This is a genomic window from Micromonospora sp. ANENR4 (assembly GCF_015354395.1).
Taxonomy (GTDB): domain Bacteria; phylum Actinomycetota; class Actinomycetes; order Mycobacteriales; family Micromonosporaceae; genus Micromonospora; species Micromonospora aurantiaca.
On the sequence record NZ_JADKYQ010000003.1, the window covers coordinates 236,729 to 253,831 of the forward strand.

The window sequence follows — 17,103 nt, forward strand, 5'->3', positions numbered from 1 at the left end:
ACCTGCCCCCTGCGCGATCTTGACAAACCCGGCCGGCCGGATCAGCTCCGGCCGGCACCACCGTCGGCGAAGACGAGCCGCAGGATGCGGTCGTCCTCGGCGGTGGGCGTACCCCGCCCGTCCCGGTTCGACGTGCTCACCCACAGTGAGCCGTCGGGCGCCCCCGCGACGGCCCGTAGCCGACCGTACCGGCCGTTGAGCAGGTCGCGCGGCTGACCGAGGACGGTGCCGTTACCGGCCAGCTCCACCAGCCAGAGCCGCTGGCCGCGCAGGCAGGCGGCCACGAGCAGACGGTCCGCTGCCGCCAGGCCGGAGCAGGAGGCGTCACCGGTGGGCCACTGTGTGATCGGGTTCACGTAGCGCCTGTCGTCGCCGCGTCCCTCGACCCGGGGCCACCCGTAGTTGCCGCCCTTGTTGATCTGGTTGATCTCGTCCCAGGTGTTCTGGCCGAACTCCACCGCGTACATCTTCTTGTCCGGCGTCCAGGCGAAGCCCTGGACGTTGCGGTGACCGGTCGACCAGACCGGCGACCCGGCGGTGGGGTTGCCCGGCGCCGGCTTGCCGTCCGGCGTGATCCGCAGGATCTTGCCGCCGAGGCTCTTGGCGTCCTGGGCGTTCTCGGTGCGCCCGGCGTCGCCGGTGCTCGCGTAGAGGTGACCGTCCGGGCCGAAGCCCAGCCCGCCGCCGTTGTGCGTACCGGACTTCGGGATGCCGGTCAGGATCGGCTTCGGCGCCTGCCCGAGCTGCATCTTCGCGATCCGGTTGTCGTCCTCGGCGGTGTAGTAGACGAAGACCGTGCGGTCCTTGGCGTACGCGGGGGAGACAGCGATGCCGAGCAGGCCGCCCTCACCACCGGCGGCCACGTCCGGCACGGTCTGCACCGGCCGCACGGTCAGCCCGTCCGGGCCGGACTCCGGGCCGACCTGGAGGATCCGCCCCTTGTCCCGCTCAGTGACCAGGGCGCCGCCGTCGGGCAGGAACGCGATTCCCCACGGCACCTCCAGGCCCCGGGCCAGCACGGTGGCGACCACCTGCTGGCCGGCCCCGCCGGGACTCGCGGTGCCGGACGGTGTGGGCAGGTTGGGCGGGGCGCCGGCCGGGTCCGGCTCGGGCTCGCCGAGGGCGCAGCCGGCGGTGCCCAGCAGCAGCGCCGCGCAGGACGCCGCCAGCGCCGTCCGGAGACGGCTGACACGGGGGTACGCAAGACGCGGGCTCACCCGCCCCAGCCTAGCCGGGCGGACCGGCGAACCGGGCGCGTCGCGCCCACCCCTGCCCGCCTCCGGCCGTTCGGGGGAGTGCCGGTTCAGCCGGCTCGCAGCGCGAGCAGGGCGACGTCGTCCTCGCGCCGGTGCGCGGCGGCGAGCAGCCGGTCGCAGAGCAGGTCCAGGGGTACGCCCGGCCCGCCGGCCTCGAGGTGGGCGAGCAGCTCGGCCTGTCCCTCGTCGATCGGCTGGTCCCGGCGCTCGATCAGCCCGTCGGTGTGCAGCAGCAGCGTGTCGCCGGGGGCGAGGGTCAGCGTCCGGCCGGCGCGCCGGGGCGGCCGGGCCAGGCCGAGCAGCGGTCCGCGGCCGTCCGCCACCGAGACCGTGCCGTCGGCGCGGACCAGCAGCGGTGGCGGATGCCCCGCGTTGCACCAGGAGACCGCCAGCCCGCCGGCGGCCGGACGGACCCGGGCCAGTACGGCGGTGGCGACGGTGGGCACCCGCAGCCCGCCCATGGCCCGGTCCAGGTGGGACATCAGATCCTCCACCGGATCGTTCCGCCCGTACGCGTTGCCCCGCACCAGGTTGCGCAGCTGGCCCATGCTGGCCGCCGCCTCGATGTCGTGCCCGGCGACGTCGCCGATCGCGGCGATCAGCTCGCCGTCGGGCTGGACGAAGGCGTCGTACCAGTCGCCGCCCACCTCCACCCGGTCGGCGGCCGGCAGGTACCGGGCGGCCAGCTCGATCCCCGGCACGGCCGGAAGGGTCGGCAGCATGCTGTGCTGCAACACCTCGGCGACGTGGCGCTGCTCGCCGTAGAGGCGGCTGTTGCCGACCGCCTGTCCGGCGCGTACCCCGATGTCCTGCGCGGTGCGCAGGTCGCTCGGGTCGAAACCGCGCCGCCCCGGACGGTTGACCAGCGTGACCGCCCCGATCACCCGGTCCCCGGCGGCGGTGATCGGCACGGTCAGGTGGGAGCCCACGCCGAGCCGCTCGGCGAGCGGCACCAGTTCCGGGCGCGTGGTGCCGCGCGCCACGTCGTCCAGGCCGGCCACGGCCCGCACCACCGGCCGGCCGGTACGCAGCACCGATCGGATCTGCGAGTCCGCGCTGAGCCCGGTGGTCAGCAACTCTGCGAAGCGGGCCAGGTCGGCCTCGCGCTCGGCGTCCCGGTGTACGCCGGTGACGGTGCGCGGCCGCCCGGCCGGGTCGACGAGCGTGATCAGGCACCAGTCGGCGAGCAGCGGCACCATCGCGTGCCCGAGCCGGTCGACCGCGGTGGCCACGTCGAGCGTGCCGCCGAGCATCTCGCTCATCCCGGCCAGCATGGCGAGCCGGTCGTGCGCCTCCTCCGCGCGGCGGCGGGCCTGTTCCGAGCCGCGCACCGCGATGCGCAGCCGCAGCTCCGAGGAGCACGCGGCGGCCAGGTCGGCGAGCGTACGCAACTGGTCCTTGGTCCAGGCCCGGGGCTTGCTGTCGATCGCGCAGAGCGAGCCGAGCACCCGCCCCTCCAGGTCGGTCAGCGGCATGCCCGCGTACGCGACCACGCCCAGGTCCTCGATCGCCAGGTTGAGACGTACGCGCGGGTAGAGGCGGGCGTCGGGCAGCACCAGCGGCATCTCGATGTCGACGACGTGCTGGCAGAACGAGTGGGTCAGCGGCGTCTCCCGGCGGGCCGCCCACGGCTCCGGCAGCCCGGTCGCGCCGGGGAAGAACTGACGGTCCGCGTCCACCAGGGAGACGAGCGCGACGGGAACGTCCAGCAGGTCGCCGACCAGCCGCGCGAACCTGTCGAACGACTCGTCCGGTACGGCGTCGAGCCGCGTCTCGTCGAGTGAGCGCAACCGGTCGGGATCGGCGAGCGCCGGAATCGGCACGGACACCCGTCCCCGGCCGTCCTCGCTCATCGCCACCGCCCTCAGCAAGCGGAACACCCGACCGGCATCCCGCTCTCGGTTATACCCCGCCGGACCGCCACTCCATTCCCGGCGCGGTGTTCGTCACGGGTCACGCCGCACCGGCCGGTCCGGGGCCGATATCGTCGGCGGTCGTGAAGGTATGGATCCCGCACCCCGAAGGACGCCGGCTGCTCGGCGAGCCACCGCCCGGCGTCACCGTGGAGGTGCTGGACGACCCGCACCGGCTCCCGTCGTCCCCGTCCGGGGTGCGATTCTGGGTGCCGCCGTTCCTGTCCGGCCCGGACGCCGGTGCGCTCCTCGCCGAGCTGCCCGACGTCGAGGTGGTGCAACTGCTCTCCGCGGGCGCGGACGCCTGGGCGGGACGGATGCCCGACGGGGTGACGCTCTGCGACGCCCGGGGCGTGCACGACTCGCCCACCGCCGAGTGGGTCGTCGCCGCGATCCTCGCCTCGCTGCGCGGGTTCGCGCCGCTGGCCCGGGCGCAGGCGCGGCGCGAGTGGGCGTACGACGAGGTGGCGCCCACCGACGAGCTGGCCGGCAAGCGGGTGCTCATCGTCGGCGCCGGCTCGATCGGCACCGCGGTCCGCGACCGGCTCGCCCCGTTCGAGGTGAGCTTCACGCTCGTGGCCCGTACGCCGCGCCCCGACCAGGGCGTGCACGGGGTCGACGAGCTGCCCGCGCTGCTGCCGGAGGCGGACGTGGTGGTGCTCCTGGTGCCGCTGACCGAGCAGACCCGGGGCATGGTCGACGAACGTTTCCTCGCCGCGATGCCGGACGGCGCGCTGCTCGTCAACGCCGCCCGCGGGCCGGTGGCCCGTACCTCGGCGCTGGTGGCCGAGCTGACCTCGGGCCGTCTGCGCGCCGCGATGGACGTCACCGACCCGGAACCGCTGCCCGCCGACCATCCCCTGTGGGAGCTGCCGAACGTGCTGCTCACCCCGCACGTCGCCGGCTCGGTACGCGGGCTGCTGCCCCGCGCGTACCGCCTGGTGGGCGAGCAGTTGCGCCGGTACGTGGCAGGGGAGGAGCTGACGAACCGGGTGGTCGACGGCTACTGATCGCCGGCTTGCTGATCGCCGTCGGCGTCCGGTAGTTCCTGCCCGGTGACGGCGATCAGCCGGGGCAGTTCGCTGGCGCGTACCGCCGGCAGCATCACCACCTCGCCGTCGTCGAGCCGGGCCATCGCCCGGCCGCGGGAATCACCGGCGAGTTCGGCGACCCGGTTCCACGGCACCCGGCGCTGCCCGGCGAGCGCCCGCAGCCGCAGCTCCCGGGCGTCGGCGTCGGTGCCGGCCCGCCACGCCCAGACCGCGACGGCGAGGGGTACGAGCAGCACCCAGAGCAGCCACCAGCGGGCGGAGGCCAGGGGCAGCGCGCCGATGAAGGCGACGATCGCGGCGACCAGGATGGCCTGGTTGTGACGGAAACGGACGGTATCGGCGCGGCTCACCTCCCGATGATCCCATCCGGCCCCTCCACCCCACCCCCCGGGCGTCCCCCGCCCCATCGGGACCCCCGCCGCCCCCGCCCTTCCGCCCGCCCCGAACGGCCCGCCCCAGATCTTGGTACGGCTCCGCCCCTCGCGGGGCGGCTCGGTACCAAGATCTGCCGCGTCTGGAGATCTTGGAAGCAAAGGGCCCTCCTGGGGGCCGGTTTCTTCCAAGATCTTGTGTCGGGAGGCGACGCGAAAGCGAGCGGCGTCGATCTTGGACGAGGGCCGTCTCCGTGACAGCTGTTGGTGTGACGGACGTCACTGGTGCGGTGACGTCACCGGGCGCTTCCGGGATCGTTTCTAGGCGTGGCCGCAGCGGTCCCCGCCGATGCGTCCCCGCCCGCCCCGACCCCGCACGTCGTACCGCGTACCGCAACCGCACCGCCCCCGTGCCCCCTCACGAAGGCGACCGCCGTGCCCGTCCCCCCTCCCGCCGATCCCCGTCGGCAATCAGCCCTGCCCGATGTCGCCGTGTCGCTCACCGGCGCGGTCTTCCTCCTCGCCGGCGTCGCCGGTGCCCTGCCCGGCCCCGCTGCCGCCGCGCTCGCCGTCGCCGGAGGTTTCGCCCTCGCCTGCGTCCGGCTCGCCTGGCTGGCCGGAGCCGCCACACCGCCCGACCGTCCCGCAGCCAACGGGCGGCGGGCGCGCCGGGCCGCGCTGTCCCGCCGGGTCGCCGCCATCCTGGACGGCGCCGTCCTGGTCGCCGGGCTCACCGTTGCGGTGCTGCCGCTGAGCGACGCCGCGCACCGGCTGCCGATCGCGCTGGCCGGACTGTGCCTCACCGGGGCGCTGCACGTGACGGCCCTGCTGCGCCTGCCCGGCCGCTCGCGACTGTCCGGCCCGGAGCTGGTGCGCCGTACCGTCGACGTGCTCGCGCTCGGCGTCAGCCTGGTCTTCGCGGGCTGGATGCTGCTGCCGGGCGGCCCGGTCCCGGCTGTCGCCGGGGCCGTCGCGGCTGGTGGTGCGGTGGTGCTCGCCGTGCTCGCGGTGGCGGCCGTCGCCGAACGTCGCCGCCGGCCGGGCGCCGCACGCTGCCACGCCGGGGCGGCGCTGACGCTCGGCGGGCTGACGCTGCTCGTGGTGCTGCTGGCCTACGGCGCGCCGGACCGGGCGCTGCCGCTCGCCGCGGCGCCGCTGGTGGCCGGGGCGCTGCTCACCGCCGCCGGGGCCCGGCGTACCTCGGGCGGTGAACGACCAGGCCGGGACGTGGCGTCCGCCGCGTGGCCGCGCCTCACCGCGCCGGCCGGGATCGCCGCGCTGGCCGCCGGGATCCACCTGGGTACGGCGGGGGAGTTCAGCACCGCCGCGATGGCGCTGGGCCTGGCCGTCATTCCGCCGATCATGATGGGTGAGCTGCTCGCCGCCGCCGACCAGCGCCGCCGGGTGCAGCGGCTCGCGGCCCGCGAGGCGTGGCTGCGGCGCCGCCTCGGACCGGACGCCCGGGCCGCCGAGCCCGTGCCGCTGACGCGCGCGGAGCTGGTCCGGGCGATGGCGGAACGCAGTGGCGGCGCGCTGCTCGTCGTCGACCTGCACGGGGTGGGTGGCGCGGTGCCGGAGGGACCGGTGCTCACCGAGGCCGCGCGCCGGCTGCGGGCGGGCTCCGGGACGCACGATCTGGTGGCCCGGCTCGGCGACACGGAGTACGCCGTCCTCACCGACGCGGGGCCGGTGCTCGCGTACGCGCTCGGCCTGCGGCTGCTGGCGGCGCTGGCCGAGCCGTACCCCCGGCCCGGCGGCGTCGCCCGGCTGGGGGTGAGCGTCGGGCTGGCCGAGACCGGCGGCGGCGATCCGGAGGACGTGCTGCGGCAGGCGGACCTGGCCCGCCGCCGGGCGGTGCAGCTCGGCCGGGACCGGGTCGAGTGGTACGACGCCTACCTGGAGGAGCAGCTGGTCCGCCGGCTGGATCTGGAACGGGAGCTGCCCGGCGCGGTGGCGCGCGGTGAGCTGGACCTGGTCTACCAGCCGGTGGTGGCGCTCGCCGACCGGATGCCGGTGGGTACGGAGGCGCTGCTGCGCTGGCGCAGCCCGGCGCTGGGCACCGTGCTCCCGGCCGAGCTGCTGCCGGTGGCGGCCGACCTCGACCTGACCGGTGAGATCGGGCGGTGGGTGCTGGACCGGGCCTGCCGGCAGCTCGCCGCGTGGTCGGAGGGCGGCCGTGAGCTGTGGATGGCGGTCAACGTGACGCCGCGCGAGCTGGCCGCGCCGGACTTCGTGGCGCGTACCGCGACCGCGCTGGCCGCGTACGACGTGGTGCCGGAACGGCTGGTGGTGGAGGTGGCCGAGCCGGTGGTGGGCGGGGAGCTGTCCACAGTGGTGGCCCGGCTGGCCGGTCTGCGGTCGATCGGCGTGCGGATCGCGCTCGACGACTTCCGGGCCGAGCACGCCTCGCTCGCGCAGCTCCGCCGGCTGCCGATCGACCTGCTCAAGGTGGGCCCGCACCTGGTCGGCCCGGGCGGGGACGGGCAGCGTCCGCTGATCGACGTGGTGGCGAACCTGGCCGACCGGCTCGGCGTGGAGCTGGTGGTCGAGGAACTGGAGTCGGAGGTCCAGGTGGCGGGCGCGCGGCGGGCCGGCTGCCGGTACGGTCAGGGCTTCGCGCTGGCCCGCCCGGCGACCGCCGAGCGGGTCGAGGCGTGGTTCGAGGAGTACCCGTCCACCGCCCGGTGAGCTGAACCGGTTCAGCGGTTCGTCGTACGAGGTGGGGCGGTGCTGCCGCGCGGCGTCAGATGCGCGGTCTCGTCCTGTACGACGGCGGCCGGCTCGCCCGCGATCACGGCCAGGAGCTGGCGCGCGGCGTGCGCGCCGTACGCCGGGATGTCCCGGCCCAGCGCGGTGAGCGGCGGGTGCACCAGCCGGCACAGCGGCGAGTCGTCCCAGGCCACGATGGACAGGTCGCCCGGCACGGTGAGGCCCATCTCCTGGGCCACCGAGAGCCCGGCGATCGCCATCACGTCGTTGTCGTAGATCACCGCGGTGGGGCGGCCGGCGGAGCTGAGCAGCCGCCGGGTGGCCCGCGCGCCCTCCTCGCCGGTGTAGTCGGACCAGACGGTGGTGGCCTCGTCCAGCCCGAGCCGCCGGCACACGCCGGTGAACGCCTCGGTGCGGATCTCGGTGTGCAGCAGCGACTGCAGCCCGCCGACCCGGGCGATGCGCCGGTGGCCGAGCGCGACCAGGTACTCCACGGTCTCGACCAGCGCCGCCGCGTCGTCGGCCCAGACGCTCGCCAGGCCGCCGGTGTGCCCGGGCCCGCCGATCACCACCGCCGGCAGTTGCAGTTCCTCCAGCGCCGGCACGCGCCGGTCGTCGGTGCGCAGGTCGCAGACGAGCACGCCGTCCACCCGGCGTTCGGCCCACCACCGCCGGTAGACGGCGATCTCGGCCTCCTGGTCGCTGACCACCTGGAGCGTGAGCGCGTACGAGCGGGCCGACAATTCGGCCTCGACGCCGCTGATCAGCTCCATGAAGAACGGCTCGATGCCGAGTATCCGGGCGGGGCGGCACAGCGCCAGCCCGACCGCCTTGGCGGTGGCGCCGGACAGCGCGCGGGCGGCGCTGCTCGGACGGAACCCGATCTCGGTGGCGATGGCGAGGATCCGCTGCCGGGTCGCCTCGGAGACACCGGGCTGGCCGTTGAGGGCGTACGACACCGCGCCCTTGGAGACCCCGGCGCGCCGGGCGACGTCGGCGATGGTCGGCCGCTTCACCGAAGCGTTCCTCCACTGTGTCCGGCCCTCGCGGGCGCTTCCGGTCGCCGGATCACCGGCGTCTGGTGACGCTACTGCACGCGCTGCCGGGTCCGGGTGCCGCCGGCGGCGCCGGTGGACCGCATCCGGCGGCAGTCGCTTGTGCGGTTCAGCTTAGGGCGCGGACCCGCCGCCGACCGCCCTGACCGTGGTCGTGAGCGGCGGCGAGGTTACCGAACCAGCACATCGGTAACCGACCGTTGACAGTCATGAATGAGGACCGTACGGTGGCGTCACTTATCCGGTTCAGTCAACGTCTCTCGATATTCGGGAGCGTTCCCATTCGGCGCGGAGGATGAGATGAGACGGTCCTGGACGCACCTGGCGCGGGTGGCCGCCGTCGGTGCCGTCAGCCTGGTCATGATCACCGCCTGCAGCGGCAGGAGCACCACCGGCGGCTCGGACTCGGCCGGTGGTCAGGTCACGCTGAAAATCAACTTCTGGGGCGACTTCGGGCTCCAGGATCTGAAGGCCAAGTACGAGGCCGAACACCCGAACGTCAAGATCCAGCTCAACTCGGGCGAGTACAACGCCCAGCACGAGGACCTGCAGAAGAAGCTCGTCGCCGGCAACGGCGCGCCCGACATCGCGGCGATCGACGAGGGGTTCATGGTCCAGTTCCGCAGCCAGTCCGACAAGTTCGTCAACCTGCTCGACAAGGGCGCCGGCTCCTACGAGAGCAAGTACCTGCCCTGGAAGTGGAAGCAGTCGCTGTCGGCCGACGGCAGGACGCAGATCGGCCTCGGCACCGACGTCGGCGGCCTGGCCATGTGCTACCGCACCGACCTGTTCAAGGCCGCCGGCCTGCCCACCGAACGCGACCAGGTGTCAGCCCTCTGGCCCACCTGGGACAGGTTCATCGAGGTCGGCCAGCAGTACACCGCGAAGACCAAGAAGAAGTTCATCGACGCCGGCACCAACCTGTTCAACCCGATCCTCGGCCAGCAGCCGGTCGGGTTCTACGACGAGCAGGACCAGCTCCGGATGGAGCAGGGTCCGAAGGTCGCGTTCGACTACACGGTCAAGGCGGTCGGCGCCGGATTGTCGGCCAACCTGGTCAGCTTCCAGGCCGACTGGGACAAGGGCTTCACCAGCGGCGCGTTCGCGGTGCTCGCCTGCCCGGCCTGGATGCTCGGCCACATCAAGGACACCGCACCGGGCACCGAGGGCAAGTGGGACATCGCCGCGGTCCCGGGTGGCGGCGGCAACTGGGGTGGCTCCTTCCTGACGCTGCCGAAGCAGGGCAAGAACGTCGACGAGGCGTACAAGCTGCTGACCTGGCTGGTCGCGCCGGAGCAGCAGATCGAGATCTTCAAGAAGGTCGGCAACCTGCCGTCGCAGCCGGCGCTCTACAGCGACCCGGCGATCGCCGACTTCAAGAACCCGTTCTTCAACGACGCCCCGGTCGGCCAGATCTTCCCGAAGATGGCGCAGGGCCTCACCCCGCAGTACCTGGGCCGGAAGAACGGCCCGACCCGGGTGGCGGTCGAGAACGTCATCCGGCGGGTGGAGAACAAGTCGCTCAAGTCCGACGCCGCCTGGAACGAGGCGGTCAAGGAGGCCGAGAAGGCCGCCAAGTCCTGACGTGTCACAGGTGACGGGGCGGCCCGGGGCGGCCCGGTCCGCCCCGTCACCGTCCGATCTCCCGGCCCTGGAGTGAACAGATGTCCAGCACCCGTGCCGCGCCCGCGCCACCAGGCCGTCCACCCGCGCGCAAGCCCGGCCGTACCGGGGCAGCCGACCGGCGGATGACCTGGCGCGACCGGCTGTACCGCTTCGACATGCGGTACATGCCGTACCTGATGATCGCGCCGTTCTTCCTGCTCTTCGTGGTGTTCGGGCTGTTCCCGCTGCTGTTCAACGCGGTCGTGTCGCTGCGCAACTACCGCCTCGACGACCCGACGCTGCCGTACTGGGCGGGCGTGGAGAACTTCAGCCGCCTGGTCGCCGACGAGGACTTCTGGAACGCCCTTTACAACACGTTCGGCATCTTCCTGCTCTCCACGGTTCCGCAGCTGCTGCTCGCGCTGCTCGTCGCGTCGCTGCTCAACCGCAGGCTGCGGGCGCAGACGTGGTGGCGGGTGGGTGTGCTGCTGCCGTACGTGACACCGATCGTGGCCTCGACGATGGTGTTCAGCGTCTTCTTCTCCCGCGACTTCGGCATGGCGAACTGGGCGCTGGGCCTGCTCGGCATCGGCGGCGCGGACGACCCGATCGACTGGCGGGCGGACAAGCTGCACGCCTGGATCGCCATCGCCACGATGGTCAACTGGAAGTGGATCGGCTACAACGCGCTGCTCTACCTGGCCGCCATGCAGTCCATCCCGCGCGACGTCTACGAGGCCGCGGCGATCGACGGCGCCGGGCAGTGGAAGCAGCTCTGGCGGATCACCGTGCCGATGATCCAGCCGGTGGTCCTGTTCACAGTCATCCTGTCCACCATCGGCGGGTTGCAGCTGTTCACCGAGCCGATGCTGTTCGACCCGAACGCGCAGGCCGCGACCGGCGGGCCGGACGGCGAGTGGCAGACCATCGCCCAGCTCATCTACAAGGTCGGCTGGAAGGACCTCAACCTCGGGTACGCCGCCGCCATGTCCTGGGCGCTGTTCCTGATCATCCTGATCGTGGCCGGCGTCAACTACCTGCTGACCAACCGACTCTCCGGAGGCCGCCGGTGACGACGCGACGCGTGGTGGCCCGGGCACCACAGGACACCCCGGCCGGGCTCTGGACCTACCTGCTCCTCGCGGTGAGCATGCTGTTCGCCGCGTTCCCGCTCTACTGGATGTTCGTCATCGCCACCAGCGACGACGAGGCGCTGGCGAAGCTGCCCCCGGCGGTGATCCCCGGCGACCGCTTCCTCACCAACGTCGACGAGGTCTTCTCCCTCCAGGACGTCTACTTCGCCGCGTCGCTGGTCAACAGCGTCATCGTCTCCGCCGTGGTGACCGCCTCGGTGCTGTTCTTCTGCTCGCTGGCCGGGTTCGCCTTCGCCAAGCTGCGCTTCACCGGCAGCCGCGTGCTGATGCTGTTCGTGGTGCTCACCCTGACCGTCCCCAACCAGCTCGGCATCGTGGCGCTCTACATCGTGATGGGCAAGCTCGGCTGGAACGGCACGCTGCTCGCGGTCATCGCGCCCGGCCTGGTCACCGCGTTCGGCGTGTTCTACATGCGGCAGTTCATCGTGAACACCGTCCCGGACGAGCTGATCGAGTCGGCCCGGGTCGACGGCGCCACCACCATGCGGGTGTACGCGACGATCGTGCTCCCCGCGATCCGCCCGGCCCTGGCGGTGCTCGGCCTGCTCACGTTCGTGGCCACCTGGAACGACTTCCAGTGGCCGCTGATCACGCTCAGCGGCACCGACTACCCGACGTCGATGGTGGCGATCTCGGACCTGGCCAGCGGCAACTACGTGATCTACCGGCGGGTGCTCGCGGGCGCGTTCATCGCCACCGTCCCCCTGCTGGTCATGCTGTTCATCGGTGGACGTCAGATCGTCCGCGGAATCATGGAAGGCGCGGTGAAGTCGTGAGCCGTCGAACGCTGCTGCACGAGGGATGGACGCTGCGGGCCGAGCCCGGCCCGGCGGTGCCGCCGGAGATCGCCGGGGCGGCGGTGCCGGCCACGGTCCCCGGTTGCGTCCACACCGACCTGCTCGCGGCCGGCCTCATCCCCGACCCGTACCTGGACGACAACGAGAACCGCCTCACCTGGATCGGCCGCACCGGCTGGGTCTACGAGACCACGTTCGCCTGGCGACCCGGTGACGAGGACCGGATCGACCTGGTCTGCGCCGGACTCGACACGGTCGCCACCGTCACGCTCAACGGCGTCGAGGTCGGCCGCACCGAGAACCAGCACCGCTCGTACCGCTTCGACGTCCGCGCGCTGCTGCGCCCGGACGGCAACACCCTGGCCGTACGCTTCGCCTCCCCGTACCGGTACGCCGAGGCGCACCGGGACCGGCTCGGTGACCGGCCGAACGCGTACCCGGAGCCGTTCCACTTCATCCGCAAGACCGCCTGCAACTTCGGCTGGGACTGGGGGCCGACGCTCGTCACCGCCGGCATCTGGCAGGACATCGGGCTGCACGCCTGGTCCACCGCCCGGCTCGCGTCGGTCCGGCCGCTCGTCACGGTGGTCGACGGCACCGGCCGGGTGGACCTGCGGGCCGAGGTCGAGCGGGCCGGCGACGAGCCGCTGACCGTCCGCGCCGCCGTCGCCGGGGTCAGCGCCGAGGCCGCCGTACCGGCGGGGGAGCGGACCGCCGTCGTGACGCTCACCGTCGCCGACCCCGCGCTGTGGTGGCCGATCGGGTACGGCGACCAGCCGCGGTACGACCTCGACGTGAGCCTGCACGGCGCCGACGGCCGAGCGCTGGACGCCGCGTCCCGGCGGATCGGGTTCCGTTCGGTCCGGCTGGACACCACGCCCGACGCGCACGGTACCCCGTTCACGCTGCACGTCAACGACGTGCCGGTGTTCGTCAAGGGCGTCAACTGGATCCCCGACGACGCGTTCCCGAACCGGGTCACCCGCGAGCGCCTCGCCGAGCGGTTCGCCCAGGCGGCCGGCGCGAACGTCAACCTGCTGCGCGTCTGGGGCGGCGGCCGGTACGAGTCGGACGACTTCTACGACCTCGCCGACGAGATGGGCCTGCTGGTGCAGCAGGACTTCCTGTTCGCCTGCGCGGCGTACCCCGAGGAGGAGCCGTTCCGCACCGAGGTCGAGGCGGAGGCGCGCGAGCAGGTGACCCGCCTCGCCGGGCACCCGTCGCTGGTGCTCTGGACCGGCAACAACGAGAACATCTGGGGCTGGCACGACTGGGACTGGCAGGAACCGCTGGCCGGGCGTACCTGGGGACGCGGCTACTACCTTGAGCTGCTGCCGGAGATCGTCGGCGAGCTGGACCCGACGGTCCCGTACTGGCCGGGGAGCCCCTGGTCCGGCAGCGAGGACGTCCACCCCAACGACCCGGCGCACGGCACCACGCACATCTGGGACGTGTGGAACACCGACGACTACACCCGCTACCGGGACTACGTGCCCCGGTTCGTGGCCGAGTTCGGCTACCAGGCGCCGCCCGCGTACGCGACGCTGCGCCGGTCCCTCTCCGACGACCCGCTCGCGCACGACTCACCGGGCATGGCGCACCACCAGAAGGCCGCCGACGGGGACGGCAAGCTCCGGCGCGGACTCGACGCCCACCTGCCGCCACCGGCCGACTTCGACGACTGGCACTACCTCACCCAGCTCAACCAGGCCCGCGCCATCCAGCTCGGCGTCGAGCACTTCCGCTCGCACCGGCCGGTCTGCACCGGCACCGTCGTGTGGCAGCTGAACGACTGCTGGCCGGTCACCTCCTGGTCGGCGATCGACGGCGACGGCCGCCGCAAACCCCTGTGGTACGCGCTGCGCCGCGCCTACGCCGACCGGCTGCTGACGGTGCAGCCGCGCGACGGTGGGCCGGCGCTGGTGGCGGTGAACGAGACCGCCCAGGCGTGGAGCACGCCGGCCACCGTCACCCGGCTGGCCCTCACCGGGGAGCCGAGGGCGAAGACCTCGGTCGACCTCGACGTCCCCGCGTACTCCTCGGTCGTGGTGGAACTCCCGGCGGAGCTGGCGCGGCCGGACGACGGCCGCGCGGAACTGCTCGTCGCGGACGCCGGGGACGCCGCGGAGCGGGCGCTGTGGTTCTTCGCCGAGGACCGCGACGTGCGGTGGCCGGCGGCGGAGTGGGACGCGACCGCCGAGCCGGTCGACGGCGGCCGGCGCGTCCGGGTGACCGCGCGGACGGTGTTGCGAGACCTGACGCTGTTCCCGGATCGCCTCGATCCGGCGGCGCAGGTGGATCGGGCCCTGGTGACGCTGCTGCCGGGGGAGAGCGTCGTCTTCACGGTGAGCACTACGCGTCCGCTGGATGCCGAGGCGCTCACCTCCCGGCCGGTGCTGCGCTGCGTCAACGACCTCGTCTGAGGCCACACCCGCATCTCCGTCGATTTGAAGATTTCTGCAAGTGCTAAAGTCTTCAGAGTCGTCGGAGAGGTGAGTCGTGTCGGTGCCGCTGTACCAGGCCAAGGCGGAGCTGTTCCGCACCCTCGGGCACCCGGTGCGTATCCGGGTGCTCGAACTGCTCCAGGACGGGCCGAAGCCGGTCCGCGACCTGCTGGCCGCCATCGACGTGGAGGCGTCGAACCTCTCCCAGCAGCTCGCCGTGCTGCGCCGTGCCGGCATGGTCACGTCGTACCGGGACGGCCCGCTGGTGATGTACGCGCTCAGCACCCCCGACGTGGCCGACCTGCTCGCCGCCGGCCGGCGCATCCTCGGCGCGGTCCTCACCGACCGGGACGCCCTGCTGGACGAACTGCGGGCCTCGGGGACGGACCGGTGAGCGCGGCGGCCCTTCGTGCCGGTGACGCCGCCCGGCAGGCGGGCCGGCTGTTCCGCGGGCTGCTGCCCGGCAGGGCCGACTGGGCGGCGGCGCGCCGCTCGCCCCGGCGCGACCTGCTCGCCGGGCTCACCGTCGCCGTGGTGGCGCTGCCCCTGGCGCTCGCCTTCGGCGTCACCTCCGGGCTCGGCGCGCAGGCCGGCCTGGTCACCGCTGTCGTCGCCGGAGCTGTCGCGGCGGTCTTCGGCGGCTCCAACCTCCAGGTCTCCGGTCCCACCGGGGCCATGACTGTGGTGCTGGTGCCGGTGGTGCAGCAGTTCGGCGCCGGTGGCGTGCTGATGGTCGGCGCGCTGGCCGGGCTGATCCTGATCGCGCTCGCCGTGGCCCGCCTCGGCCGGTACGTCCGCTACCTGCCGACCCCGGTCATCGAGGGCTTCACGGCCGGCATCGCCGTGGTCATCGCGCTGCAACAGGTGCCGTCCGCGCTCGGCGTCACCGCCGCGCACGGCGAGAAGGTGTGGGCGGTCGCCGCCGACGCGGTCGCCCGGTTCGCCGCGCATCCCCGGCCCGCCGCGATCGCCGTGGCGCTCGGCGTGGCGGCGCTGATGCTGCTCGGCGGCCGGTGGCGGCCCGCCGTGCCGTTCTCCCTGGTCGGCGTGGCCGCTGCGACGCTGCTCGCCGAGCTGACCCCGATCGAGCTGGCCCGGATCGGCGAGCTGCCGCAGGGGCTGCCCGCGCCGTCGCTGGACTTCGTGGACCTCGGCGCGCTGGGCGTACTGCTGCCGAGCGCCCTCGCCGTGGCCGCGCTCGCCGCCCTGGAGAGCCTGCTCTCCGCCACGGTGGCCGACGGCATGACTGTCGGCGAGCGGCACGACCCGGACCGGGAACTGTTCGGCCAGGGCCTGGCCAACCTCGCCTCCCCGGTCTTCGGCGGCATCCCGGCGACCGCCGCCATCGCCCGTACCGCGGTGAACGTCCGCGCCGGGGCGTCCTCGAAGCTCGCCGCGCTCACCCACGCGGTGGCCCTCGCCGCGATCGTGCTCGCCGCCGCCCCGCTCGTCGGCCGCATCCCGCTGGCCGCCCTGGCCGGCGTGCTGCTCGCCACCACGGTACGGATGGTGGAGGCGGCCTCCCTGCTCGCGCTGATGCGGGCCACCCGGGCCGACGCGGTGGTGCTGGTGCTGACGTTCGCCGTCACTGTCATCTGGGACCTGGTGACGGCGGTGGTCGTCGGGCTCGCCGTCGCTGCCGTCCTGGCGCTGCGCGCGGTGGCGCGCAGCGCCAAGCTGGAACAGGTGCCGCTGGACACCGGCGAGCACAGCGCCGAGGAGCATGCGCTGCTCGCCGAGCACATCGTCGCGTACCGGCTGGACGGGCCGCTGTTCTTCGCCGCCGCGCACACCTTCCTGCTGGAACTGGCCGAGGTGGCCGACGTACGGGTGGTGATCCTGCGCATGTCCCGCGTCTCCACCGTCGACGCGACGGGCGCGCAGGTGCTCGGCGACGCCATCGCCCGGTTGCGCGCCCGGGGGATCACGGTGCTGCTCTCCGGCATCACCCCGGGCCACGACCAGGTGCTCAGCACGCTCGGCGTCGCCGACGAGCTGCGCCGCGAGGGCCTGGTGTTCGCGGACACCCCGGCCGCCATCGCGTACGCCCGGGGTGTCGCCCTCGCCGCGAGTCCCGCCTAGGCTTTCGTCACCTCCTGCTTCCGCACGCCGAAGATGATCAGGTAGCCGAGGATCCACACCTCGCCCACCGTGGCGGGCACCACCAGCAGGTCGCCCGCGACCCCGGCGCCGGGGGCGAGGTACGCGACGAACGTCATGAGCACGTAGCCGACGCCGCCGGCGACGAGGACCCAGCCCAGCGGCCGGGGCAGCCAGCCCGACCGGAGCACGCACCAGCCCATCGGCACCAGCCAGAGCCCGAAGAAGAGGCCGCCCACTTCCCACAGGTTCCCGCTGACCAGGTAGAGGAGCTGGACGGTGTCCGCGTCGCCCGGCCCGCCGGTCCCGACGCGCAAAGCTGTCCCGAGGACGGCGGCGCTGCCGAGGATCGCGACCGCGTTGACGAGCCCGAAGGCGGCGATGCTGCCCGCGACGGTGCTGTCGACGGTACGGAACAGGCGGTGGAACCAGACGGCGGTGAGCGCCTGGGTGAGGACGACGAGCAGTTCGAGGGCGATGCCGACGCGGGCAAGCGACTCGTGGGCCACCAGGTTGGCGAACGTCGCGCCCGCGTCGTCCGGGTCGAAGATCATCGGGCGGACGGTGAGGAACCCCAGCGCGCCGGTGACGGCGAGCCCGAGGTAGAACAGCCCGGTCACCCGGGCGGTACGGATCAGCTGGTGCAT

13 protein-coding genes are annotated in these 17,103 nt (G+C 73.4%); 8 read left to right on the plus strand and 5 right to left on the minus strand.

From position 1 onward, the window contains the following. Positions 1–41 precede the first annotated feature (41 nt). Both IRY44_RS07000 and IRY44_RS07005 read right to left on the minus strand, forming a co-directional pair. A complete protein-coding gene (locus tag IRY44_RS07000) occupies positions 42–1,217 on the minus strand; it encodes a sorbosone dehydrogenase family protein (protein WP_194799636.1) in 1,176 nt (391 codons plus the stop codon). Positions 1,218–1,303: 86 nt separating this feature from the next. Then, complete coding sequence (locus IRY44_RS07005; RefSeq protein ID WP_194799637.1) at positions 1,304–3,109, minus strand: SpoIIE family protein phosphatase; 1,806 nt, start codon at positions 3,107–3,109, stop codon at positions 1,304–1,306. Positions 3,110–3,252: 143 nt separating this feature from the next. Here IRY44_RS07005 and IRY44_RS07010 point away from each other — a divergent pair, with 143 nt between their 5' ends. Then, on the plus strand, positions 3,253–4,179 hold the full coding sequence (locus IRY44_RS07010; protein WP_194799638.1) for a 2-hydroxyacid dehydrogenase: 927 nt from the start codon (positions 3,253–3,255) through the stop codon (positions 4,177–4,179). On the opposite strand, the gene IRY44_RS07015 is transcribed toward IRY44_RS07010, so the two are convergent. Then, positions 4,173–4,571 (minus strand): PH domain-containing protein, encoded by a 399-nt coding sequence (locus tag IRY44_RS07015; protein WP_194799639.1) that lies wholly within the window; start codon positions 4,569–4,571, stop codon positions 4,173–4,175. The two genes, IRY44_RS07010 and IRY44_RS07015, sit on opposite strands and share 7 nt — an antisense overlap. Before the next feature lie 513 nt (positions 4,572–5,084). Between IRY44_RS07015 and IRY44_RS07020 the strand changes: the two genes are divergently transcribed. Next, positions 5,085–7,280, plus strand: a complete 2,196-nt coding sequence (locus IRY44_RS07020) for an EAL domain-containing protein (protein ID WP_370584874.1) — start codon at positions 5,085–5,087, stop codon at positions 7,278–7,280. 11 nt (positions 7,281–7,291) lie between these two features. Here IRY44_RS07020 and IRY44_RS07025 read toward each other — a convergent pair whose 3' ends face one another. Then, the gene (locus IRY44_RS07025; protein WP_194799641.1) at positions 7,292–8,317 is read right to left on the minus strand and encodes a LacI family DNA-binding transcriptional regulator; all 1,026 of its coding nucleotides are present in this window, start codon (positions 8,315–8,317) and stop codon (positions 7,292–7,294) included. A 339-nt stretch (positions 8,318–8,656) separates the two neighbouring features. On the opposite strand from IRY44_RS07025, the gene IRY44_RS07030 reads away from it, so the two are divergent. The 6 genes from IRY44_RS07030 (at position 8,657) to IRY44_RS07055 (ending at position 16,438) form a co-directional block, all read left to right on the plus strand. Beyond that, a complete protein-coding gene (locus IRY44_RS07030; RefSeq protein WP_194799642.1) occupies positions 8,657–9,940 on the plus strand; it encodes an ABC transporter substrate-binding protein in 1,284 nt (427 codons plus the stop codon). A gap of 80 nt (positions 9,941–10,020) precedes the next feature. Further along, positions 10,021–11,034 (plus strand): carbohydrate ABC transporter permease, encoded by a 1,014-nt coding sequence (locus tag IRY44_RS07035; protein ID WP_194799643.1) that lies wholly within the window; start codon positions 10,021–10,023, stop codon positions 11,032–11,034. After that, complete coding sequence (locus IRY44_RS07040) at positions 11,031–11,891, plus strand: carbohydrate ABC transporter permease (RefSeq protein WP_120571307.1); 861 nt, start codon at positions 11,031–11,033, stop codon at positions 11,889–11,891. The genes IRY44_RS07035 and IRY44_RS07040 overlap by 4 nt, the downstream gene beginning before the upstream one ends. Further along, positions 11,888–14,335 carry a glycoside hydrolase family 2 protein gene (locus tag IRY44_RS07045; RefSeq protein ID WP_194799644.1) on the plus strand — a complete coding sequence of 816 codons (2,448 nt, stop codon included), beginning with the start codon at positions 11,888–11,890 and terminating at the stop codon, positions 14,333–14,335. Before IRY44_RS07040 ends, IRY44_RS07045 begins: the two co-directional genes overlap by 4 nt. A 76-nt stretch (positions 14,336–14,411) precedes the next feature. Beyond that, the gene (locus tag IRY44_RS07050) at positions 14,412–14,750 is read left to right on the plus strand and encodes a helix-turn-helix transcriptional regulator (RefSeq protein ID WP_013284484.1); all 339 of its coding nucleotides are present in this window, start codon (positions 14,412–14,414) and stop codon (positions 14,748–14,750) included. Further along, positions 14,747–16,438, plus strand: coding sequence for a SulP family inorganic anion transporter (locus IRY44_RS07055; RefSeq protein WP_194799645.1), 1,692 nt, complete (start codon positions 14,747–14,749; stop codon positions 16,436–16,438). Before IRY44_RS07050 ends, IRY44_RS07055 begins: the two co-directional genes overlap by 4 nt. On the opposite strand, the gene IRY44_RS07060 is transcribed toward IRY44_RS07055, so the two are convergent. Further along, positions 16,435–17,103, minus strand: coding sequence for a DUF4386 domain-containing protein (locus IRY44_RS07060; protein WP_194799646.1), 669 nt, complete (start codon positions 17,101–17,103; stop codon positions 16,435–16,437). The genes IRY44_RS07055 and IRY44_RS07060 overlap by 4 nt on opposite strands.